This window comes from Paenibacillus sp., assembly GCF_031177825.1.
Classification (GTDB): Bacteria; Bacillota; Bacilli; order Paenibacillales; family YIM-B00363; genus Paenibacillus_AE.
In genome coordinates this window covers 85,845-108,614 of the sequence record NZ_JAPSKE010000009.1, presented here as the reverse complement: position 1 = coordinate 108,614, position 22,770 = coordinate 85,845, and the positions used below count along the sequence as shown (strand labels likewise).

The following is a 22,770-nucleotide window of genomic DNA, read 5'->3' as shown; positions in this document are numbered from 1 at the left end:
TCGAGAACCAACCAACTTGGATGGAGACGGCGCGCGCCGATTCCGTTACAATGAGATGGTTGCCTAAAGGACGAAAGAAAAGGGGATGTTCCTTATGATAGATCCGCGTATGACCCGGCTCGCTCGCAACGTCGTGACGTATTCGCTCAACGTGCAGCCGGGGGAGAAGGTGTTGATCGCCGCGCTCGACGTGAAGGATATGAACGCCGTATCGGCGTTCGTGGAGGAGGTGCACCGCGCCGGAGGGCTGGCGTTCGTCGAGATTACGGACTATTCGGTGCTTCGGAAGCTCCAGATCGGCGGCACGGACGCGCAGTTCGAGGCGGACGCTTCGTACAAGCTGGCCCGCGTCAAGGAGATGGACGCGGTCGTGCAGCTGCTCGGCGAAGAGAACGTCTCCGAATACGCCGACATTCCGGCGGAGCGCCGGAATGCGTACCAACGCGCGTTCCGGCCGGTGACGGAAGAGACGCACCGGAAGCGATGGACGCTGTTCAACTATCCGTCGAAGGCGTACGCCCAGCTGGCCGGCATGAGCACGGAAGCGTACACGGACTTCCTGTTCAAGACGTGCACGATGGATTACCGGGGCATGTCCGAGGCGATGAAGCCGCTCGCCGCCCTTATGGAGCGTACGGATCGCGTTCGGATCGTCGCGCCGGGGACGGACTTGTCGTTTTCGATCCGGGGACTTCCGGGCATCGCGTGCGACGGGAAGGTGAATTTGCCGGACGGCGAGGTGTTCTCGGCGCCCGTGCGGGATTCGGTCAACGGGACGGTTTTCTTCAATGCGCCGACCTCTTACCGCGGGCATACGTTCAACCGGCTGTCGCTGACGTTCCGGGACGGCCGCGTCGTCGAAGCGTCCAGCGACAACGACGCGAAGCTGTTCGACATTCTCGACGTCGACGAGGGCGCGCGGTACGTCGGCGAGTTCGCGATCGGCGTCAATCCGTACGTCGACCGGATCATGAACGACGTCGGCTTCGACGAGAAGATCAGCGGCAGCGTCCATTTCGCGCTTGGCAACGCGTACGAGGAATGCGACAATGGGAACCGTTCGATGATCCATTGGGATATCGTCTTGCTGCTTCGCGCCGAACACGGCGGGGGCGAAATCTACTTCGACGACGTGCTGATCGGCAAGGACGGACGCTTCGTCGTCGACGAGCTGCTCGCTTTAAATCCGGAGCGGCTGACGGGGGCGGGAGAGTAGGCGGGGGCTTCGGCCTCCGCTTTTTCGCCGTATTCGACCTGCGCCTTCGCGATTCGCGCGCTAATCGCGGCATGTCTCCGTTCCCCATACGCATTCTCGTTCGTTCCCGCGCCCAGGGTAGGGAAGTTCTGCGCGTTGGTGCAGAAAGTAGACTGGAGCGGTGCAAAAAGCGCTGCGTCGCCGTGCAATTCGCGTGGAAACCGGCGGCAGACGGAAACCCGGCGCTTAGCGCGAATCCGCAGCAGCGCCGGACCCGTGCGCCGTGCGTACTTACGGCGCATGCGCCGGCGACCCTTCGAGGCCGCGTTCGCGGTATTGCCCGGGGGTCATGCCCTGTTCGCGCTTGAATACGCTGCAGAACTGCGCGTCGTTCGAGAAGCCGCATTCCATCGCGACGGCGGAGACCGACAAGCCCGTCTGCCGCAGCAGCTTGCAGGCGTGCTCCAGCCGCTTGTTGACGACGTATTGGCCGGGCGAAAAACCGGTGCGATCCTTGAACAGATGCCGATATCGATCATAGCTGTACCCGGCGAGCGCGGACAGCGAGGCGAAGTCGATTTTCTGCGAGAAGTGCTCGTTCATATAATTCCGCGTATATTGGAAAGGGTCCTCCGCCGCCGGCGGCGCCTCGGCCGGCAGCCGGCGTTCGAGCTCGACGGCGAGCTGGCTCGCGAGTAAATCGAGCATGCGGCCGAAGCGGGGGCGCTGCTCCTGCAGCTCCGCGAGCATCCGCGCGAGATGCGGCAGCAGCGGCTCCGCCCCGGCGTCGCGGAAGACGCCCTCGGGCAGCGGCGGCGCGGCCGTCTCCGGCAGCGCGAAGCCGACGCAGACGACGTCGGCCGCGACGGTCCGCCGCTCGTCGTGCAGCGTATGCGGCCGCACGAGCGCGAAGTCGCCCGGTCGGTACGCCCATTCGCGCCGCCCGATCCGCGTCAACCCCTCGCCGGCGACATAATAGACGAGCTCGTAGCACCGATGCCGGTGGAACGGGATCGTCTCCTCCGCCCGGCGGTCGACCCGAAACAAGAAATCGAGCGTCGCTACCATTCCTCATCCCTCCGAACCTAGTAGCCAAATCATACAATAAAAAGACCGATTCGTGATACCGAATTGGAGCGAATGTATTTATGATGTAGAGAGACAAGAACCAAATCATGATACGGAGGAACAGAACGATGACGACATATCCCGCGATCGACGCAGCTAGCGTGACCCGACGACTGCAACACCCCGGACGGAACATCCGCATGGTGCTCGACACCGACACATTCAATGAAATCGACGACCAATTCGCCGTTACGTATGCGCTTACGTCGCCGGACAGCGTGACCGTCGAAGCGTTGTACGCAGCGCCGTTCTTCAACGAGCTGTCGACGGGGCCGGCCGACGGAATGGAGAAGAGTTACCAGGAAATTTTGAAAATATTGCCGCTGCTCGGCAAAGAAGACGTTCCGGTGTACAGGGGATCGACGTCGTATTTGCCGAAGGAGGGCGGGTACGTCGAGAGCGAAGCCGCCCGCAACCTCGTCGAGCGGGCGCTCGCGAGCGATCTCGAGGATCCGCTCTACGTCGTGGCGATCGGCGCGATCACGAACGTAGCTTCCGCGATTCTGATGGAGCCGTCGATCGTCGATCGCATCGTGATCGTATGGCTCGGCGGGCATGCGTTCTCCTGGCCGGATACGCGGGAGTTCAACCTGTATCAGGACGTGCCCGCGGCCCGCGTCGTCCTCGACTGCGGCGCCCCGGTCGTTCTGGTGCCGTGCATGGGCGTGGCGTCGCATCTGCACACGTCGCTCTCGGAAATCCGCGATTATGTGTTGGACGTCGGCCCGATCGGGGAATACCTCCACGAGACGTACAAGAACTGCGCGAAGGATCACTTCGGATATACGCGCGTCATCTGGGATATCTCGACGATCGCGTGGCTCGTGCAGCCGGATTGGGCGCCGAGCCACCTCGCGCCGAGTCCGCGCATTTCGGACGATGGACGCTGGATCCAAGACCCGACGCGGCACCCGATCCGCTGCGTATACTACCTCCATCGGGACGCCATCTTCAAGGATCTGTTCCGGAAGATCGGAGCGCGGCCGGAATGAAGACGCCGAACCTCGTCGTCGTCGGGAGCCTGAACATGGATCTCGTCGTCTCCTCGAGCCGCATGCCGCTCGTCGGGGAGACGATCGAGGGCGAAGCGATTCATTACATTCCCGGAGGCAAGGGAGCGAATCAAGCGGTCGGCTGCGCGAGGCTCGGCGCGAACGTCGCGATGGTCGGCGCCGTCGGCGACGACGCCTTCGGCGCGCAGCTGATCGACGGCCTCGCGGAGGCGGGGGCGTCGACGGACCGCGTCGCGAGGCTGACCGGCGTTCCAACCGGCACGGCTACGATTCTGCATACGCCGGAGGATAACTGCATCGTCATCGTGCCGGGCGCGAACGGCCAAGTGACGCCGGACATGGTCGAGGCGTCGCGCGATGTTATCAAAGCGGCGGACGCGCTGCTCGTGCAGCTGGAGGTGCCGCTCCCGGCCGTCGAGCGCGCGCTTCGCATCGCGCGCGAAGCCGGCGTCGTCACGATTCTGAATCCGGCGCCGGCGAAGCCGCTGCCCGAGGCGATGCTCTCGCTCGCCGACTGGGTGACGCCGAACGAGACGGAATTCGCGGCGCTCGGGGGCGGCGCGGCCGAAGACGACGCGTCGCTCGCCGCCGCGATCGAGCGGTGGGAGGCGCGCTACGGCAATCGCCTCGTCGTCACGCTCGGGAGCCGCGGCGCCGCGACCGTCGAATCCGGCCGCCTCCGCGTCGCGCCGGCGCCGAAGGCGACGCCCGTCGACACGACGGGAGCGGGCGACTGCTTGAACGCGGCGTTCGCCTTCGGCCTCGCTTCCGGCCGGTCGGTCGAGGACGCGCTCGATTTCGCCGTGCGGGCGGCGTCGCTCTCCGTCACGCGCTTCGGCGCGCAGGCGGGCATGCCGACGCTGTCGGAGGCGGAAGCCGCGTTCGCGGAACGGAGCGGCGACGCATGAGGCCGCTCGTCATCGGCGCGATCGACGCGCAGACGCGTTGCGGACATTACCATGGACCGACGGACGTGATCGCCATCAAGTTCAAATGCTGTAACGCGTACTACGGCTGCTACTTCTGCCACGAGGAGGCGGCGGGACACCCTCCGGCGAAATGGGAAGACGCCGACCGGCAAGCGACGGCGGTGCTGTGCGGCGGCTGCGGCGAGGAGCTGACGATCGACGCCTACTTGAACAGCGGATACGTCTGCCCCGGCTGCGGGATCGCTTTCAACCCGAGATGCGAAGCGCATTATCCGCTTTATTTCGAATTCGCGGGGAAGGAATGAGTATAGGAATTCTTTCCCTTTTCCGAATCGCGCGTCCGGGTTATGATATAGAAGTCGGGCCCGACGAAATAGAACGAAAGGGGTTGATCGGTGTGGTAAACCAAACAGAGGTGATCTTCGTCTAACGACGAAGCTCGCCTCATAACGAAGGGGGAGGCTTCGGCCTCCCCTCTATATACGAACTGGAGAACCGCCGTACCTGTGGAGGCATCAGCCCCCACGGTTTTTTCGCTTTGCATGAGGAGGGCGAACCCCGTACGATACAAGAACGCGAAGGACGTGCTGCCCCCGCGTCTCTTGAAGGAGCTGCAGCAGTTCGTTCAAGGGGAATTGGTCTACATTCCGAAGAACGCCGACCGGCGGGCCGGCTGGGGCGAGCTGAGCGGCGCGAGACGGCAGATCGCCGAGCGCAACGAGGAAATCAGCCGCCGCTACGCCAGCGGGTGGTCCGTCGCGGAGCTCGAGCGGAAGTACCATCTCTCGGGAGACAGCATACGGAAGATCGTTGTCAAAATGAAATAAAGAAATGAAGCCGCCGTCCGCATTCGGACGAGCGGCTTTTGCTCGTTAGGCGAAGGTTGCCCGATATCCACCCGCGATCGCCTCGGGATCCATTGTCGAAAAGATTGAATAAAATTGTAACCCTTCAAGGGAATTCCAAGGAAAATAGGTCCAAAGGATGGATTGGCAAACTTATCCAGTAGGCATATACTTGCTGTAAAAATGGGGAATGCGAGGCGCGACGATGGGGGGAAACATGTTTCGAGTGTGGAGGATATTCAGCGGTTCAAAATCAAAAAGGGAGGATCGATGAGATGGAAGAACCTTTCAGGTTGCGTCGTCGACCGTTCGCCGCCATGCTGGCCGCGTCCATCGCCGCCCTCGTTCTCGTGCCCGGCGCGGCCGATGCGGAATCGAAGACGGAGACGTTCGCCCTGCATGCGTTTACGCACCCAAAGACGGGAGAGTCGTTTTTTAATGTATTTTTGCACCGCCCCGGCGGCGAAACCGTCGACCGCCGCGTCATCTTCAAGACGCCGAATGGGGAATGGAAGAGGCTTCCCGAAGCGGTACACGGAACGGGCGCCGTATACGGCGGCAATGCGTACGTCTGGGTGAACGATCCGACGTCACCCGCTTTCGACGGCATCTACTACGACGCGGCGACGGACGAACTGGTGGCGGGGGAGCTGTACGAAACCTCGCCCAACGGAAAGTTCGGGTTGCGTTACGTGATGTATTACGAGCTCGCGCCGGCCGAACGCGGATATGCCCCCGGATATTGGCAATCGAAACGAATCGCCGTGTTTGCGAAAAATAAGCAAAACGGCGTCCTGCGTCAAATCGCCGTCGAGAGGGAATGGCCGAACCTCCGCTGGCTTCCGGACGGAACGTTGCTTCAACAGCGGTATAGCGAGCAAGAAAAACAAAACGAAGTCGTTCGAATTGATCCGGATACGGGGATCGCGGAGCGAATCGCTCTCGCATCGCTGCGTGCGTACGACGAAGAGCTCGGACTGATGCTCTACGCCTATAACGAACCGGAGAGAAAGCTGTATATATACGACTTTCACGAAGGGACATCGCGTCCGGCGCGAGCAGGCGAGAAGGAGGAGTTGTTCCGCATCGAACATGCCGAGTCGTCGCCGGAGCGGCCGGAAGCGCCTGCGGACTTGGACGTCGATGCGCTGCCGGTGGCGGAGACGGGGTTCCGGCGGAACGACGAGGCGATGCTGCGTATCGATGGGCAAGACGTTCCGCTGCCCTATGCGTACTTCGGGGTCGACCGCAAGCTTTATCTGCCGATCCGACCGATCGCGGACGCCTTCGGTTGGGGCATCGAGCGGAACGGCGCGAAGCCCGAGTACGAGTACACGATTTCGACTAAGGACGGCGGCTCCATTGTCGTCGATCGCGCGAATTCCAGTATCTTGAACTTTCGCCTGTTCGTCGACGCGGCCGACATCCGGGCGCTGTACGGCGACCTAACCATCGATTGGATCGCGCCGAAGCGGTAGCGTAGAAGCCCGTTCTACAGGCGCGGGCACCATAGAACCGCGGCAGCCGAAGGGGGCGTTTTCGACTCGGCTGCCGCGGTTCGTTCATTTTCGGTCTAGTCGAGCAGCGGTTCCCGTGCTATAATCCAAATACCGGCAAGTTAAGCGCTTACCCAAACCGGTCGTAACGTATGATTTCAGGCAAGGCACATATGAATGCAAAGGAGAGCTCCCATTGAAGACGTTGAACATCGGAGTGATCGGCGCGGGCCGCATCGGCAAGCTGCACGCCGAAAACTTGGCCGGGATGAAGTCGGCGCGGCTCCATGTCGTGTCCGATTTATTCATCCGCGGACAAGAGCAATGGGTCCGGGACATCGGCGGACCGAAGACGACGGAGAAGTATGAAGACGTGCTGAACGACCCGGAAGTCGAAGCGGTGTTCATCTGCTCGTCGACCGATACGCATGTCGAGATGATCGAGAAGGCGGCGCTCGCGGGCAAGCATATTTTCTGCGAGAAGCCGGTCAGCTTCGACGTCAAGGAGACGAAGCGGGTGATGGACGTCGTGCGGCGAACCGGCGTGCTGCTGCAGACCGGCTTCAATCGGCGCTTCGACGCGAACTTCCGCAAGGTACGCGAGCTGGTGAGCGGCGGCGCGCTGGGCGAACCGCATGTCGTTCGCATCACGTCGAGGGACCCGAGCCCGCCGCCGTACGATTACATCCGCGTGTCGGGCGGATTGCTGTTCGATATGGCGATTCACGACTTCGACATGGCGAGGTTCTTGTCCGGCAGCGAAGTGGAAGAAGTGTACGTGAAGGGCGCGGTGCTCGTCGATCCGGAGATCGGCAGGCTGGGCGACATCGACACCGCGGTGACAACGCTTACATTCGCGAACGGGGCGATCGGCACGATCGACAACAGCCGCTCGGCCGCCTACGGGTACGATCAGCGGGTAGAGGTGTTCGGCTCGAAGGGGATGGTGACGGTGAAGAACGACTTCGACCATTCGGCCGAATGGAGCACCGCGGACGGCGTGTTCGGCGACAAGCCGAAGCATTTCTTCTTGGAGCGCTACCAACAGGCGTACAAGGCGGAGACGGAAGCGTTCGTGCGAAGCGTCCTCGAAGGGAAGCCGACGCCGGTCGACGGCAACGACGCGCTGCAGGCGGAACGCATCGCGTGCGCCGCGAAGCGTTCGCTGCTCGAAGGTCGGCCCGTGAAGCTGTCGGAGATCGAGTGATGTTTTTTTGAGGTTGGGTTAAGCGGTTACCCTACGTTATATCCATAATCGAATCAAGGAGTGAGGAACATGGCAACGACGGTACGGCTTACGATGGCGCAGGCGCTGCTCCGCTTCCTGGATCGGCAATACGTGTCGGTCGACGGCGAGGAGCATAAGTTCGTCTGCGGCGTCATGGGCATCTTCGGCCACGGCAACGTCACCGGCATCGGCGAGGCGCTCGAGCGAAGCGAGAACGGCCTGCCTTACATCCAGGGGAAGAACGAGCAAGGGATGGCGCATGCGGCGGTCGCCTTCGCGAAGCAGCGCAACCGGTTACAAATCTACGCCTGCACCTCTTCGATCGGGCCGGGGGCGCTCAACATGGTGACGGCGGCGGCGACGGCGACGGTCAACCGCATTCCCGCGCTGTTTCTGCCCGGCGACATCTTCGCGACGCGGCAGCCGGATCCGGTGCTGCAGCAGGTCGAGCATCCGATGGATTACACGGTGTCGGCGAACGATTGCTTTAAGCCGATCAGCAAATATTGGGATCGGATTACGCGGCCGGAGCAGCTGATGTCGTCGGCGATCCACGCGATGCGCGTGCTGACGGACCCGGCGGAGACGGGAGCGGTAACGCTGGCCCTGCCGCAGGACGTGCAGGCGGAGGCGTACGATTATCCGGAGGAATTTTTTCGAAAACGGGTCCACCGTATCGAACGTCGGCAGCCGTCGCAGGAAGCGCTCGCCGAAGCGGCCCGGCGAATCGCCGCAAGCGCGAAGCCGCTGCTCGTGATCGGCGGCGGCGTCCACTATTCCTTGGCCGCCGCGGAGACGCTCGCGTTCGCCGAGGCGTTCGGCATTCCGATCGCCGAGACGCAGGCGGGCAAGAGCGCCGTCCCGTGGAATCATCCGCTCTATATGGGCGCGGTCGGCGTCACGGGTTCGTCGGCGGCCAACGCGCTGGCGAAGGAAGCGGACGTCGTCATCGGCCTCGGGACGCGGTTCTCCGACTTCACGACCGCCTCGAAAACCGCCTTCCGCCCGGACGCGGCTTTCGTCTCCGTGAACGTGGCCGGCTTCGACGCCGTAAAGCTGGACGCCCTCGCGCTGCTCTCCGACGTCAAGGCGGGGCTCGAGGCGCTGACGCCCGCGCTTGCGGAGCGCGGCTACCGGTCCGCTCACGAGGAGAGCGCCCTGCGCGCGCTGAAGGAGGACTGGGACCGGGAAGTGGATCGGCTCTATGCCGCGGACCTGCCGGTAGGGCTCTCCCAAACCCGCGTGCTCGGCGAGATCAACGAAGCGATCGGCGAGGACGCCGTCATCGTGTGCGCGGCCGGCAGCCTGCCGGGCGACCTGCACCGTCTGTGGCGGAGCGCGAAGCCGAAGTCGTACCACATGGAGTACGGCTTCTCCTGCATGGGGTACGAGGTGGCCGGCGCGTTCGGCATTAAGCTGGCGGAGCCGGATCGGGACGTCTACGCGATCGTCGGCGACGGCAGCTACCTGATGCTCCACAGCGAGCTGATCACGAGTCTCCAGGAAGGCCGGAAGATCAACGTGCTGCTGCTCGACAATCACGGCTACCAGTGTATTCACAACCTGCAGCGCGCGAACGGCAGCGACGGCTTCGGCAACGAGTTCCGCTACCGCAGCGCGGATACCGGCGCATTGTCCGGCGCATACCTGCCGATCGACTTCGCCGCGCATGCCCGCAGCATGGGCGTCTCGGCGTACACGGCGACGAACGTCGACGAGCTGAAGGGGGCGCTCGAGAGCGCGAAGCGGGACGCGGTCTCGACGCTCATCCATATTCCCGTCCTGCCGGGTACGAACACCGACGGCTACGGCTCGTGGTGGCGGGTCGACGCGGCGGAGGTTTCGACGGACGCGAAGGTGCTGGCGACGCGGGAAGCGTGGACGGAGCGGATGAAGTCGGCGAGGACGTTGTACTAAGCCGAGGGCATGTATTGGAAAAAGAGGAGGAGCGCATTATGGCGATGCCGTCATTTTCGGAATGGAAATTGGGAATCTCGCCGATCAACTGGGTGAACGAAGACGTGCTGGCGCTCGGCGATCATTACACGTTCGAGGAGTTGCTGAACGATTTCGAACGACTCGGATTTCGCGCCACGGAAAACTGCCGCAAGTTTCCGAAGGATCCTGAGGAGCTGAAAGCGCGGCTCGCCGAGCGGAACATTCGGTTGACGTCGCAGTGGAAGGGCGTGCTGTTCTCCGATCGTTCGCGCCGCGAGGAGGAGCTGGCGTCGTACCGGCGCCACGTCGAATTTCTGCGTGCGATGGGCAGCGAGGTCGTCGTGACGTGCGAGCTCGGCGGCTCGATCACCGGCGATCCGCGCCGACCGGCCGGCGCGAAGGACGTGATCCCGCCGTCCGACGAGGAATGGAACGCGATGACCGAAGGGCTGGAGGAAGCGGGCCGCATCTGCCGGGAATACGGGATGAAGCTCGTCTATCACTACCATATCGGAACGATCGTCGAGAAGCCGGAGGAGATCGACCGGCTCATGGCGACGACGCATCCGGAGCTCGTGCACCTGCTCTTCGACACGGGGCACGCTTATTACGGCGGCGCGGATCCGCTCGCGGTGCTGAACAAGCATGCGGACCGGATCGCGTACGTCCACCTGAAGGACGTGCGGCAGGACGTGCTCGAGCGGGTGCGGCACGACGGGATCCGTTTCCAAGACGCGGTCGTTCAAGGGGTGTTCACGGTGCCGGGAGACGGGGCGATCGACTTCGCGCCGATTCTGGATCGGCTGTTCGCCGTCGGCTACGACAGCTGGATGATCATCGAAGCGGAGCAGGATCCCTCGGTGGCCGAACCGAACGCATACGCGGAGAAGGCGATCGCGTACCTGAGCGGCATCGCGTCACGGTCGGAGCAAGGAGGCGTCGCCGGATGACGAAGCTGACCGTTCCGAGCGGCGCGCCGAACGCGGAAGGCCGCGTCGTCGCCGTATCGCCGGAGAGCGCGGGCTGGACGTACGTCGGCTTCGAGGTATTTACGCTGGAGGCCGGCGGGCGATTGACGAGGGACGAGGGGGACCGGGAAACTTGCCTCGTGCTTCTAAGCGGCAAAGCCGACGTGCGGACGAAGGATGCCGAATTCGCCGGCATCGGGGAGCGCATGTCCGTGTTCGAGGGGACGGCGCCCTATGCCGTCTATGTGCCTTCCGGAGATCGCTTCGAGGCGACCGCGCTGACGCGGCTCGAGCTCGCCGTCTGCACGGCGCCCGGCAAGGGCTCGTTCCCGGCCCGGCTTATCGCGCCCGGCGACGTCGGCGTCGAGCAGCGAGGCTACGGAGAGATGGAGCGCCGCATTCACAACATTTTGCCCGAACAGAAAGAAGCGGACAGCTTGCTGGTCGTCGAGGTGTTCACCCCGAACGGACATTGGTCCAGCTATCCGCCGCATAAGCACGATCAGGACGATCTGCCGCGCGAGTCGTTCCTCGAGGAGACGTATTATCACCGCATCAACCCCGGCCGAGGCTTCGCGATCCAGCGGGTGTATACGGACGACCGGTCGCTCGACGAGACGATCGTCGTGAAGGACGGCGACGTCGTGCTCGTTCCGAAGGGGTATCATCCGGTGTCGGCGCCTCCTGGCTACGACGTCTATTATTTGAACGTTATGGCCGGGCCGACGCGGACATGGAAGTTCCATAACGACCCGGACCACGAGTGGCTGATGCATCCGGAACGGAATCGGAAGTAATCGCAAGCGAAGGAGGAATCGTACGATGTCGTTGATATCATTCGAGCCGAACCGACCGCTCGACTTGATCGGCCTCGGCCGGCTGTGCATCGATCTGAACGCGAACGAAATTCACCGGCCGATGGAGGAGACGCTCAGCTTCACGAAGTACCTGGGCGGCTCTCCCGCCAACATCGCGGTGGCGTCCGCGAGGCTCGGGCTTCGCACCGGCTTTATCGGCAAGGTGTCGAACGACCCGTTCGGCCGGTTCATCATGAAGTACTTAGAGGACACAGGCATCAATACGGAAAATATCCACACCGATCGCACCGGCGCCGTCACCGGACTCGCGTTCACGGAAATCAAGTCGCCGACGGAATGCAGCATCTTGATGTATCGGGACAACGTCGCCGACTTGAAGCTGGAGCCGTCGGAAGTAAGCGAGGATTACATCGCGAGCGCGAAAGCGATTCTCATCTCCGGCACCGCGCTCGCGAAGAGCCCGTCCCGGGAAGCGGTATTCGTCGCGCTCGAATACGCGAAGAAGCATAACGTCGTCACATTGTTCGACATCGATTACCGCCCGTGGACGTGGCAGTCGAAGACGGAGACAGGCGTCTACTGCCGGCTCGTCGCCGAGAAATGCGACGTCATCGTCGGCGGCCGCGACGAATTCGATCTGATGGAGGCGGTCGTCGGGCCGCAACGTCAGGACGACCGATGGACGGCGGACCATTGGCTCGGCAAGGGCGCGAGCGTTATCGTCGTCAAGCGCGGCGGCGACGGGTCGACGGCGTACACGAAGGACGGCGGCGAGTTCAAGGGCTCGACGTTCCCGGCGCAGGTCGTGAAGACGTTCGGGGCGGGCGATTCGTTCGCGGGCGCGTTCATCTACGGCCTCATGAACGGCTGGGACATTCCCCGCTGCCAGGAGTTCGGCGCCGCTTCGGCGTCCATCGTCGTCTCGAGCCACAGCTGCTCGGACGCGATGCCGACCGCGGAGCAAATCCAGGCGCGCATCGACCGCTTCCGCGCGGAAGGGATTTGACCGCCATGCTCGTATCGATGAAGGAGATGGTGGAGGAGGCGGCCGGGAAGCCGCGCGCGGTGCCGGCGTTCAACGTCTTCGGCTATGAGGACGCGATCGCGGTCGTGCGCGCCGCGGAACGGCTCGGGGCGCCGGTCATGTTGTCGACGAACGTCGTCGCGCTGAAGCACATGCCGTTCGCGATGTTGGCGCCGATGCTGCTGACGATCGCGCGCGAGGCGAGCGTGCCCGTCTGCGTCCACCTCGATCACGGCAAGGATTATGCGACGATCGAGCAGGCGATCGCGTTCGGTTATCCGTCGGTCATGTTCGACGGGTCGCAGCTTCCGCTTGCGGACAACATCGCGGAGACGAAGCGGATCGCGGCGCTCGCCCGGTCGCGCGGCGTCTCGTTCGAGGCCGAGATCGGCTCTGTCGGCTACAGCGATCCGTCGCTCGGGCTGAAGCACGAGTATACGGATCCCGAAGAAGCCGGCCGCTTCGTGGCGGAGACGGGCGTAGACGCGGTGGCGGTGTCGATCGGCACGGTGCACCGAATGGAATCGCAAGGCGCGAGCATCGATTACGAACGATTGGCGGCTATCCAAGCGCGCGTCGGCTCTACGCCGCTCGTGCTGCACGGGTCCACCGGCGTCAAGGACGATGACCTGCGACGGCTCGTCCGGCACCGGTTCGGGAAAATCAACATCGGCACGGCGCTCCGCATGGCATTCGGGCGGACGCTGCGGGAAGAGATGGAGGCACATCCGTCGGAGTTCGACCGCATCAAGCTGTTCGCGAAGCCGATGGAAGCCGTCACGGCGGAAGCGATCCGGAAATTCGAAGTCCTCGGTTGGGGGAAGGAGTAAGGAACGATGAGCATACAGACGATCCAGAACTATATCGGCGGCGCATGGACGCCGTCGGCGTCGGCGAATCGCGACGACGTGCCGAATCCGGCGACGGGCGAGACAATCGCGACGGTGCCGCTGTCTTCGAAGGCGGAGCTCGACGCGGCCGTACGGGCGGCCAAGGACGCATTCCAAGATTGGAAGAAGGTGCCGGTGCCGCGGCGCGCTAGAATCCTTTTCAAATATCAGCAGCTCTTGGTCGAACACTGGGAGGAGCTGGCGAAGCTCGTTACCCTGGAAAACGGAAAAAGCTACACGGAAGCGTACGGCGAAGTGCAGCGCGGCATCGAATGCGTCGAGTTCGCCGCCGGCGCGCCGACGCTCCTGATGGGAAGTCACCTGCCCGATATCGCGACCGGCATCGAGTCGGCGATGTACCGCTATCCGGTCGGCGTCGTCGGAGGCATCACCCCGTTCAACTTCCCCATGATGGTGCCGTGCTGGATGTTCCCGCTCGCGATCGCTTGCGGAAATACGTTCGTGCTGAAGCCGTCGGAGCGGACGCCGCTCACGGCGAACCGGCTCGCGGAGCTGTTCGCCGAGGCGGGGCTGCCGGCCGGCGTGTTCAACGTCGTGCACGGAGCGCGCGACGTCGTGAACGGGCTGCTCGAGCACCTCGACGTGTCGGCGATCTCGTTCGTCGGGTCGCAGCCTGTGGCCGAGTACGTGTATACGTCCGCCGCGGCGGCCGGCAAGCGGGTGCAGGCGCTCGGCGGCGCGAAAAACCATTCGATCGTACTGCCGGACGCCGACCTGAACCTCGCCGTGAAGGAAATTACGAGCGCCGCGTTCGGTTCGGCCGGAGAGCGCTGCATGGCGGCTTCCGTCGTCGTGGCGGTCGGCGGCGTCGGCGACGCCTTGGTCGAGAAGCTCGTAGAGGCGGCGCGAGCTCTATCCGTCGGCGACGGAATGGAGCCCGGCGTCTTCCTCGGCCCGGTCATCCGCGAGGCGCATAAGGCGCGGACGGTACAGTACATCGAAGCGGGCGTCCAGGAAGGCGCGACGCTGGCGCTCGACGGACGGGAGCATGCGAGGGCGTCGGCCCCCGGCTACTTCCTCGGCCCGACGATCTTCGACCATGCGCGCGCCGGGATGAAAATTTGGAACGACGAAATTTTCGCCCCCGTCCTGCAGATCGTCCGGGTCGAGACGCTGGACGACGCCGTCGCGCTCGCGAACGAATCGGAATTCGCGAACGGCGCTTGCTTGTACACGAACGACGCTCGGGCGATTCGGCAGTTCCGCGAGTCGATCGACGCGGGGATGCTCGGCGTGAACGTCGGGGTGCCGGCGCCGATGGCGTTCTTTCCGTTTTCCGGATACAAGAAATCGTTCTACGGCGACCTGCACGCGAACGGCAAGGACGGGGTAGAGTTCTACACGCGCAAGAAAATGGTCGTCGCCAGGTACTAAACGCCTCCCGCTTTTCTGGTACAATAGTAGGAAAATGAACCGGAACGACGGCGACGATGAGGTAGATAACGGATGGCAACGATTTATGACGTGGCGAAGGAAGCGGGCGTATCGATCGCCACGGTGTCCAAGGTCATTAACGAAACGGGAAGAATCAGCGATAAGACGCGGCAGCACGTCCGGAACGTCATGAAGCAGCTCGATTACCAGCCGAGCTTGGTGGCGTCGGCGCTGACGAAGAAGCGGACGAACACGATCGGACTTCTGCTGCCCGATCTCGGCAACCTGTTTTTCGCGGAGGTGGCGCGCAGCGTCGAGGATCGCGCTCACGAGAAGGGGTACAACGTCGTCATTTGCAGCACGGATAACGACGCGGACAAGGAGGAGAAATACCTCGCTTGGCTTCGGCAGAAGCGGGTGGACGGCATTATTCTCGCCACGGGCATGCAGAGCGACAAGTCGGTGAAGTCGCTGCTCGACGCGAGGTTGCCCGTCGCGTTGATCGCGCGGGAAAGCCGGCGCCTCTCCGTCGATACGGTGCGGGTCGACGACTTCCGCGGGGGCTACCTTGCGGCGTCCCATCTCGTCGAGCTCGGGCATACCCGCATCGCGGTCATCGCGGAAAACCTGAGCGTGTCGAGCAGCCGGGAGCGCGTGGAAGGCTACAAGAAGGCGCTGGAGGAAGCGGGATTGCCCGTCGACGAGGCGCTGATCCGCATCAGCTCCTTCGATATCGAAGGCGGGAAGGAGGCGGCGCGGCAGCTGTTGGAGCTGCCCGAGCCGCCGACGGCCGTCTTCGCGTGCAACGATCTGCTCGCGATCGGCATCATGCAGGTGTGCCGGGCGATGGGGCTTGCGGTGCCGGCGCGGCTGTCGGTCGTCGGCTTCGACAACACCTTGATCGCGTCGCTCGCGGAACCGCCGCTGACGACGATCGCGCAGCCGATTCCGGATTTGGGAAGAGAAGTGGTCGATCTCATTACGCAGGAGATTCACGGGGAGAAGCAAACGAAGCAGCGGGTCGTGCTCGACCCTCGGTTGATTCGCAGAGGGTCGACCGCGTCCGCGCCCGCGCAGGCGCCCCGCTGAGGGGCGGCCTCCGCGGCTCGGTTTGAGCCGATCGCGGGGCTGTACTTAAGGAACCGTCGAACCGGTCGTCTAACGAACCGGGGCGATCGGTTTTTCCTTGATCGATTTTAAACCGGTTTAACGAATCGAGCCGAAGCTGCGCACCGCGTCCATCGGGGTCGCGGACCGGTTTATTGTATGTAAGCGCTGTTATGCGGATAAGGAGGAAACGCCGATGGAACAATGCTTCGAGCGTTATATCGCGCCCGAGGAGCAAAGCGCCTATATCGAAATCCCGTTCCGGATGCCGCAAGGGGTCGAGGCGATTACGGTCAGCTACGCGGTTCGCGTAGAGGGCGAGGGCAAGGCGACGATCGACTTGGGGCTCCGGGACGAGACGCGGGTTCGCGGCTGGAGCGGCGGCGCGCGCAAGCAGTTTACGGTGGGGTTGGAGAAGGCGACGCCCGGCTATCTCGCGGGGCGGCTGAACGCGGGCGACTGGGCGGTGCTGCACAACGCGTACGAGGTGCCGCCGCAAGGCTGCACGGTGACGGTCGCGATCCGATTCGATCCGGCGGCCCCGAGATGGCTCAAGGGCGACTTGCATATGCACAGCGACCATAGCGACGGCACGTATACCTTGGAAGACAACGCGAGGATCATGGAAGAGCTGGGCTGCGACTTTCTCGCGATGACGGATCATAATGCGACGAGCCAGAACGACGCGTATCCGCGTCGGACGGACGTCGTCATGATCCCGGGCATGGAGTTCACGACGAACTTCGGCCACAGCAACTTCTTAGGGGTGCCGGATCCGCTCGACGACTTTCGCGTATCGAACATGGACGATGTGCGCCGGCGTATCCGGACGGGCCGCGAGCGCGGCGCGAAGATCGTCTTGAACCATCCGCACTGCACCCATTGCCCGTGGCTGTGGGATTTCGACGTCGACTTCGACTGGGTCGAAATTTGGAACGGCCCGTGGCGGGAAGCGAATCTGCATACGCTCAACTGGTGGCACGAGCAGCTGGTCGCCGGGCGGCGCCTGACGGCGGTCGGCGGCAGCGATACGCACCGCCCGCATCCTCATATTCGCCATGCCCGGCCGACGACATGGGTGTACAGCGACACGAAGACGGTGTCCGGCATCTTGGACGGGATCGAACGAGGCGGCGTCGTGCTGAGCTATGCGCCGGAAGGTCCGTTCGTCGCGCTGCAAGCGGGCGGATACGGCATCGGCGCCGTCGTGCCGCGCGGGGCGGTCGGCGAAGTTCGACTGGAGGCTTCGGCCTTGCGAGTGGGCGACGTCTTGAAGCTGATCGGCAACAAGGGGACGGCAGCGGAGCTGACGATCGAAGCCGACGGCGCTTTCGCATGGACGCACCGCTTGGCGGCGGGCGACACGTTCTACCGCGCGGAGGTGTGGAGACATTTCGCGGAGGTCGACGCAACGCTGCTCGCGGCCGTCACGAACGCGATTTATTTCGAGGAGATCTCGTAGGCCGAGCAGGATCCCGCCGAGGCCGAGCCCGTACGCATACGGAACGGAGAAACATGCAAACGATACTTACAAAGCTTGGGGGTATATCCGGAATGACGATCGAGTTCAACGTCATGTCTTTTAACTTGCGCTACAACAATGCCGGGGACGGTGCGAACGCCTGGCCGCGCCGGGTCGAGAAAGTCGTTCGTACGATTCGCCGGTATGATCCGCTGCTGATCGGCACGCAGGAGGGGCTGATCGATATGCTGACCGACCTCGACGAGCGTCTTCCCGAATTCGGGCGTCTCGGGATGGGACGGCTCGGCGGCGCGGAGGGGGAGTTTAACGCGATTTTTTACAAGAAAAGCGAGCTCGTCGTAGTCGACTTCGGTCAATTCTGGTTGTCCGACGCGCCGGAGGTTCCCGCCTCGGTCGGTTGGGACGCCGATCTGCCTCGCATCTGCACGAGGGGCAGATTCCGTCACCGCGCGACGGGGCGAGAGCTGTATTTCTTCAATACCCATCTCGACCATCGCGGGCGGGAGGCGCGCATTCGGGGCAGCCGTCTCGTCGGCAGGCGCATCGACGAGGCGCGCGCGGAGGCGGAGCTGCCGCTGATTTTGACGGGCGACTTCAACTGCCATCCGTCGCATGAGCCGGTGCGCTACTTGCGCGGGGAAGCCGAGGAGCGGATGGCGACGCGACTCGCCGATGCCTACGGCGCGCTTCCCGACGGGCGAGCCGGCTTGACGGCGCACGACTTCCGAGGCGGGGCGGAAGGGGAGCCGATCGACTACATTTTCGTAACGGAGGAGTGCGACGTGAAGTCTGTCGAGGTGGTCCGCGACGTCGTGGGCGGCGGGTACCCGTCGGACCATTATCCGATCGTCGCTTCGCTTCGGATTCGGTAGAAATTGTAAGAGCGTTCGACGAAACTTATGCGTACCCGCCGGCGTCTCTATTGTTATGGAGAGATGGAACGGAGGCGTTGACGGGATGAAGCATTGGCTTGCAAAAAGGATCCTCGCCGCGTCGCTGTCCGCCGCGCTGCTCTTAGGCGGCGCGGCCGCATGGCCGGATACATCGTCGGCGGACGAAGCGGCTCCGCGGACGTCGACGCGGGAGGTCGTCTTCGACATCGACCGGGGCAGCGTATCGGTGAACGGCCGCGCGCCGGCGACGACGTATCCGATGACGATACATAACGGACGGGTGTACGTGGCGGCGCGGCAGCTCGCCGAAGCGTTCGGATTTACGGCGGAGTACGACCCCAAGAGCTACGACGCGGTTCTTCGGAACGACGAAACCCGCATTCACGTCAACCAAGGCGCGATGCAGGCGTGGGTGAACGACATGCCCGCGCCGTTCGACGGGCTGGGGCTCGTGAAGGACGGACGTCTGCTGCTGTCGATCCGGGCGATCGCGGATTACATGGGACTGTACGTCGGGTACGATCCCGTCGCGAGGAAGGCGACCGTCGCCGATCCGGAATTTCCGTTCGCGAAGCCGGTGAATCCGGCCGAGCCGAACTTCGTGCCGATCGACTTCGCCCGGTACGGGGCTTATCCGCTCGTCGCGGCGACGGCGACGCCCGACGCGTCGTCCCGGACGCTGTTGTTCAGCGACAGCCCGGAGACGTTCCGCGAGTTCGGCGTCCTGTACCGCGACGAGGTCGATGGCGACGCGCGGCTGTTCCTGACGCACGTGAACGGCATGAAGGCGGCGGCGACGGTCGGATGGCTCGCGACGAACGAAAGCGACGCTCCGGTCACGGTAGCCTTCACGCGCCAAGGCGTCGCCGCTCGATCCAAGGACTACGCGAAGCAAGGCCGCGAGGCGCTGGCGGCGTGGCTTGCCGGAGGCGCGGAGGATCGCCGGACCGTCGGGCCGGGCGAGACCGTCGTCCTGTACCGGACGGAGCCGCTTTCGCCGATGGACGGCGCGCACGCCGTCTTCGACGTGACGACGGACGGCGCGCTCCGGTTCGACGTCGTCGCGGCGCCCGCATCGGAGCCGCTCGCCGTCGCGAGGTCGACGCCGTTCGCCGCCCGGGACATCCATGATCGCGGGACGTTCCCGGTCAGCGAAATCCGGCTGACGGCCGACGCCGCCGAGTGGGAGCCGGGCGAGCCGGCGCGCATCCGAATCGGCGCCGTCGGCAGCTTGAGCGGTCACTACGCCGTCGGCACGGACGCCGTCACCGGCGAGCCCGCGCAAAACTTCGGCAACTACGGCGTTATCTACCGACTGAAGATCGAGTCGCCGGGCAAGGCCGCGTTCGTGCTGGTGCCGCTTCGCGGCTTGTACATGGGCGCGGTCAAATTCGACGGCGACGTCGTGAAGACGGACGCGCTGCATGTCGGCGAGGGGTACGCGATCGGCCGCACGAGCGGCGCGGAAGCGTCCGTCGAGCTGGAGCTCGGCGCCGCGTCCGGCTCGTTCATGCCGTTCGAGGTGCTCGTCGTGCCGCTGCCGTAAACAACAGGGCCGTACCCCAGGTCGCCGAGGCGATCCGGGGTACGGTTCTTTTTCGTGGGGGAGGGGAAGGTGTTCTCAACCGGCGCTCCTTGTCCTCGTCTTCCCTTCGCTCAGCCGAGCTGAATCGACGGAAATCGTTCGTGCCGCTGAACCGGAAAAGCTCCCTCTCATCTCGCGAAATCGGGGCGGCTTCGGCGCACGAGAGGGAAAACCTCCGCCTTGTTCGGCGAAATCCGCCTTCGATTTCGATATTGCGCCGATTCAGAGGGAGGTTTTCCGTCTCGCGGTGCAGGCGGAGGTTTTCCGTCCCGACGCGAAAAAGAGCCGCCCCGACGATTCGGGACGGCTTCAACCGTTCGTCACTCCTTCGCGTTCGGCACGGCGCATGCGCCGTCGGCGCACGCTTCGCCGCCGCTCTCGGCATCGGCGCCGAGCAAGGTAAGCGACGGACGGCTCTCGTCCCAAGCCTGCTGCAGCGCGCTGACGAACGTCGCCGTCGGCTGGGCGCCGGAGATGCCGTACTTGCGGTCGATGACGAAGAACGGCACGCCGCGAATGCCGAGGGCGGAGCCGTCGCTCTCGTCGGCGCGCACGGCGTCCGCGAACGCGTCGCCCGCAAGCGCCTCAAGCGCCGCTTCGCGGTGCAATCCGACCTCCGCCGCGAGGTCCGCCAGCGTCTCCCGGTCGCCGAGATGCTTCGCTTCGGTGAAGTACGCGTGCAGCAGCCGTTCGGTCATCTCGTGCGCCTTGCCTTCCGACGCGGCGAAGTGCGCGAGCCGATGCGCGTCGAATGTGTTCGTGAATTTCCACTCGTCGTAATTGTACTCCAGACCCACCTGCTTCGCCTGGGCGGCTAAGCCGGCGTTCGACTGCCTCGCTTGCTCGAGGCTCATGCCGTACTTTTTCGCCAAAGCCTCATGTACGTTGTATGCGACGCCCTTCTCCATCCGCGGGTCGAGTTCGAAGCTGCGGTAGACGACTTCGACGTCGTCCCGGAACGGCAGCGACGCGAGCGCCTCCTCGAACCGCCGCTTGCCGATATAACAAAACGGACACACGAAGTCCGACCAAATTTCCACTTTCATCGCGCGGCCACCTCCATTGGTTTTCTCAATTATACTTGGTTATTAAAAGTAAGTAAATCTTTACGGTATTTTCCGGGGCTTGTCCCGGTCGCGCGCTTGAACTGGCGATGGAACGCCGTAGGGCTTTCGTAGCCGACCGACGCGGCGATCTTGTCGACGCTGTCGCCGGTCGTGAGCAGCAGCCGCTTGGCCGCTTCGATGCGGCATCGGATCAAATACTGGATCGGGGACAGCCCCCTCTCCCGTCGGAACAGCCGCGACAAATGGAACGGGCTGAGATGAACCGCGGCCGCGACGTCGTCCAGCGTCAGCGGCAGGCTGTAACGGTCGTTCATGAACAGCGTCGCGAGGCGCACCGTCCGGTCGGGGGCGGGACGCCCTGCGGCTCTGTCGGGATACCGGAGCAGCCGCAGCACGTCGACGACGAGCAGCCGAAGCAAGGCGTCGACAGCTTCTTGGTATTCGGGCGCGGCGTCGCCGAACTCTTCGATCAGCCGCTCGAAGGCGGCCTTCATCGCCGGAAACCGGTCCCGGGTCGGGAGAAAGCACGGCTTCCCCGGCTCGTCGAACCGGTCGGGCGCGAGCCCCGCGACGCGCAGTCCTTGATGCCCGAGGTAATAAAATCGGAACGGCGCCGAGGGCTCGGACGCTTCCTGATGCCAGACACCGGGCGGGAAGAAGACGAGGTCGCCTTGCCGCGCAACGAAGGGCGTCAGATCGACGACGTAGCGGGCCTCCCCTTCTACGATCAAGAGCAGCTCGCCGTGATCCTCGTGACGGTGCAGCGGGTACACGGACGGCTCTCCGATCCGTTTGCGAACCTCGGCGGCATAAAGGCAAGAAGGAGCTTCCTCGATCAAAGTAGTCATGAGGGATCATCACCGCAAGAATGAGCATATTATCGGCAAGAATGCCGATGGCGCGTTTCCCGGAATGTACCATACAATGAGCATGAATTCAATGCGCATATCGAGTCCGGGGGGGCGATTCGGGTGAACGAGGAGAATAGCAAGTTTGAAGAGGCGTTGGCGGCTTTAGGCGCGTCGGACGATACTTTGACCGAAGCGGAGAAGGCGTCGATCGACGAGCGGGGGTTCGTCGTGTTTCCGGGCGTGCTGTCGGAAGCGGCGCTGGCCGAGTTGAGAGACAAATACGAGGAATTGATGGAGCGGGAAGGCGCGAACGCAGGCATGGAGGTCCATCAGGAGAAGGGGACGCGCCGGCTGGCGGATCTGGTCAACAAGGGGTCCGTCTTCGACGCGGTGTACGTGCATCCGAAGGTGCTCGCCGCCGTGCGCCGGGTGATCGGCCGTCCGTTCCAGCTGTCGTCGCTGAACGCGCGCGACGCGGTTCCCGGCGAGGGGTTGCAGGCGCTGCACGCGGACTGGGGGCCGAGGCGGGCCGACGAACCGTTCCATGTGTGCAATTCCATCTGGCTCATCGACGACTTCACGGCGGACAACGGCGCGACTCGCCTCGTGCCCGGCACGCATAAGCTCGGCGGTTCGCCTTCCGATTATATGGCCGATCCGCGGGATTCCCATCCGGACGAAATTGCGCTCGTCGCGCCGGCGGGCACGGTGTGCGTATTCAATTCGCACGTATGGCACGGCGGCACGTCGAATCGGACGAATCGGACGCGGCGCGCCATGCATTCGTATTACACGGCCCGAGAGCTGCCGCAGCAGCTCCGTCAAGCCGAATACATCCGAAAGTCGACGTACGACAGAATCTCGTCCGCGGCAAGGTATATCTTGAACGTGTAAACGCCCATGCTCCTATGGTAGAC

General features: G+C 63.7%; 21 protein-coding genes. 18 read left to right on the top strand and 3 right to left on the bottom strand.

Features of this window, described 5'->3' with window-relative positions; genetic code table 11:
• Window positions 1-94: 94 nt before the first annotated feature.
• Window positions 95-1,216: an aminopeptidase gene (locus RIN49_RS13190; protein ID WP_309120637.1), complete on the top strand. Its 1,122-nt coding sequence runs from the start codon at window positions 95-97 to the stop codon at window positions 1,214-1,216.
• 270 nt (window positions 1,217-1,486) lie between these two features.
• Here the strand turns inward: RIN49_RS13190 and RIN49_RS13185 are convergent, their stop codons facing one another.
• A complete protein-coding gene (locus RIN49_RS13185) occupies window positions 1,487-2,263 on the bottom strand; it encodes a helix-turn-helix domain-containing protein (RefSeq protein ID WP_309120636.1) in 777 nt (258 codons plus the stop codon).
• Window positions 2,264-2,391: 128 nt separating this feature from the next.
• Here RIN49_RS13185 and RIN49_RS13180 point away from each other — a divergent pair, with 128 nt between their 5' ends.
• From RIN49_RS13180 to RIN49_RS13105, 16 genes are all read left to right on the top strand, one after another.
• Window positions 2,392-3,315 (top strand): nucleoside hydrolase, encoded by a 924-nt coding sequence (locus RIN49_RS13180; protein WP_309120635.1) that lies wholly within the window; start codon window positions 2,392-2,394, stop codon window positions 3,313-3,315.
• Window positions 3,312-4,244 (top strand): ribokinase, encoded by a 933-nt coding sequence (rbsK, locus tag RIN49_RS13175; protein WP_309120634.1) that lies wholly within the window; start codon window positions 3,312-3,314, stop codon window positions 4,242-4,244. The genes RIN49_RS13180 and rbsK overlap by 4 nt, the downstream gene beginning before the upstream one ends.
• Window positions 4,241-4,570 carry a CHY zinc finger protein gene (locus tag RIN49_RS13170; RefSeq protein WP_309120633.1) on the top strand — a complete coding sequence of 110 codons (330 nt, stop codon included), beginning with the start codon at window positions 4,241-4,243 and terminating at the stop codon, window positions 4,568-4,570. The genes rbsK and RIN49_RS13170 overlap by 4 nt, the downstream gene beginning before the upstream one ends.
• A 237-nt stretch (window positions 4,571-4,807) precedes the next feature.
• Entirely contained in the window at window positions 4,808-5,092 is a 285-nt protein-coding gene (locus RIN49_RS13165; protein ID WP_309120632.1) for a CD3324 family protein, read from the top strand.
• Window positions 5,093-5,385: 293 nt separating this feature from the next.
• Window positions 5,386-6,588: a hypothetical protein gene (locus RIN49_RS13160; RefSeq protein ID WP_309120631.1), complete on the top strand. Its 1,203-nt coding sequence runs from the start codon at window positions 5,386-5,388 to the stop codon at window positions 6,586-6,588.
• A 214-nt stretch (window positions 6,589-6,802) separates the two neighbouring features.
• Window positions 6,803-7,813 (top strand): inositol 2-dehydrogenase, encoded by a 1,011-nt coding sequence (gene iolG, locus RIN49_RS13155; RefSeq protein ID WP_309120630.1) that lies wholly within the window; start codon window positions 6,803-6,805, stop codon window positions 7,811-7,813.
• 69 nt (window positions 7,814-7,882) lie between these two features.
• The gene (gene iolD / locus RIN49_RS13150; protein WP_309120629.1) at window positions 7,883-9,751 is read left to right on the top strand and encodes a 3D-(3,5/4)-trihydroxycyclohexane-1,2-dione acylhydrolase (decyclizing); all 1,869 of its coding nucleotides are present in this window, start codon (window positions 7,883-7,885) and stop codon (window positions 9,749-9,751) included.
• A 38-nt stretch (window positions 9,752-9,789) separates the two neighbouring features.
• On the top strand, window positions 9,790-10,722 hold the full coding sequence (gene iolE / locus RIN49_RS13145; RefSeq protein WP_375295245.1) for a myo-inosose-2 dehydratase: 933 nt from the start codon (window positions 9,790-9,792) through the stop codon (window positions 10,720-10,722).
• Window positions 10,719-11,537 (top strand): 5-deoxy-glucuronate isomerase, encoded by an 819-nt coding sequence (gene iolB, locus RIN49_RS13140; protein WP_309120628.1) that lies wholly within the window; start codon window positions 10,719-10,721, stop codon window positions 11,535-11,537. The genes iolE and iolB overlap by 4 nt, the downstream gene beginning before the upstream one ends.
• 25 nt (window positions 11,538-11,562) lie before the next feature.
• Complete coding sequence (gene iolC / locus RIN49_RS13135) at window positions 11,563-12,564, top strand: 5-dehydro-2-deoxygluconokinase (protein ID WP_309120627.1); 1,002 nt, start codon at window positions 11,563-11,565, stop codon at window positions 12,562-12,564.
• 5 nt (window positions 12,565-12,569) lie between these two features.
• Window positions 12,570-13,412 carry a class II fructose-bisphosphate aldolase gene (locus RIN49_RS13130; protein ID WP_309120626.1) on the top strand — a complete coding sequence of 281 codons (843 nt, stop codon included), beginning with the start codon at window positions 12,570-12,572 and terminating at the stop codon, window positions 13,410-13,412.
• A 6-nt stretch (window positions 13,413-13,418) separates the two neighbouring features.
• Window positions 13,419-14,867: a CoA-acylating methylmalonate-semialdehyde dehydrogenase gene (locus RIN49_RS13125; RefSeq protein WP_309120625.1), complete on the top strand. Its 1,449-nt coding sequence runs from the start codon at window positions 13,419-13,421 to the stop codon at window positions 14,865-14,867.
• Window positions 14,868-14,939: 72 nt separating this feature from the next.
• A complete protein-coding gene (locus RIN49_RS13120; protein WP_309120624.1) occupies window positions 14,940-15,956 on the top strand; it encodes a LacI family DNA-binding transcriptional regulator in 1,017 nt (338 codons plus the stop codon).
• Between the two features lie 214 nt (window positions 15,957-16,170).
• Window positions 16,171-17,436, top strand: a complete 1,266-nt coding sequence (locus RIN49_RS13115; protein WP_309120623.1) for a CehA/McbA family metallohydrolase — start codon at window positions 16,171-16,173, stop codon at window positions 17,434-17,436.
• 92 nt (window positions 17,437-17,528) lie between these two features.
• Complete coding sequence (locus RIN49_RS13110) at window positions 17,529-18,329, top strand: endonuclease/exonuclease/phosphatase family protein (protein ID WP_309120622.1); 801 nt, start codon at window positions 17,529-17,531, stop codon at window positions 18,327-18,329.
• Window positions 18,330-18,414: 85 nt separating this feature from the next.
• Window positions 18,415-19,896: a stalk domain-containing protein gene (locus RIN49_RS13105; protein WP_309120621.1), complete on the top strand. Its 1,482-nt coding sequence runs from the start codon at window positions 18,415-18,417 to the stop codon at window positions 19,894-19,896.
• Between the two features lie 359 nt (window positions 19,897-20,255).
• On the opposite strand, the gene RIN49_RS13100 is transcribed toward RIN49_RS13105, so the two are convergent.
• A complete protein-coding gene (locus tag RIN49_RS13100) occupies window positions 20,256-20,981 on the bottom strand; it encodes a DsbA family oxidoreductase (protein ID WP_309120620.1) in 726 nt (241 codons plus the stop codon).
• Between the two features lie 29 nt (window positions 20,982-21,010).
• The gene (locus tag RIN49_RS13095; protein ID WP_309120619.1) at window positions 21,011-21,850 is read right to left on the bottom strand and encodes an AraC family transcriptional regulator; all 840 of its coding nucleotides are present in this window, start codon (window positions 21,848-21,850) and stop codon (window positions 21,011-21,013) included.
• A gap of 123 nt (window positions 21,851-21,973) precedes the next feature.
• On the opposite strand from RIN49_RS13095, the gene RIN49_RS13090 reads away from it, so the two are divergent.
• The gene (locus RIN49_RS13090) at window positions 21,974-22,747 is read left to right on the top strand and encodes a phytanoyl-CoA dioxygenase family protein (RefSeq protein WP_309120618.1); all 774 of its coding nucleotides are present in this window, start codon (window positions 21,974-21,976) and stop codon (window positions 22,745-22,747) included.
• Window positions 22,748-22,770 lie beyond the last annotated feature (23 nt).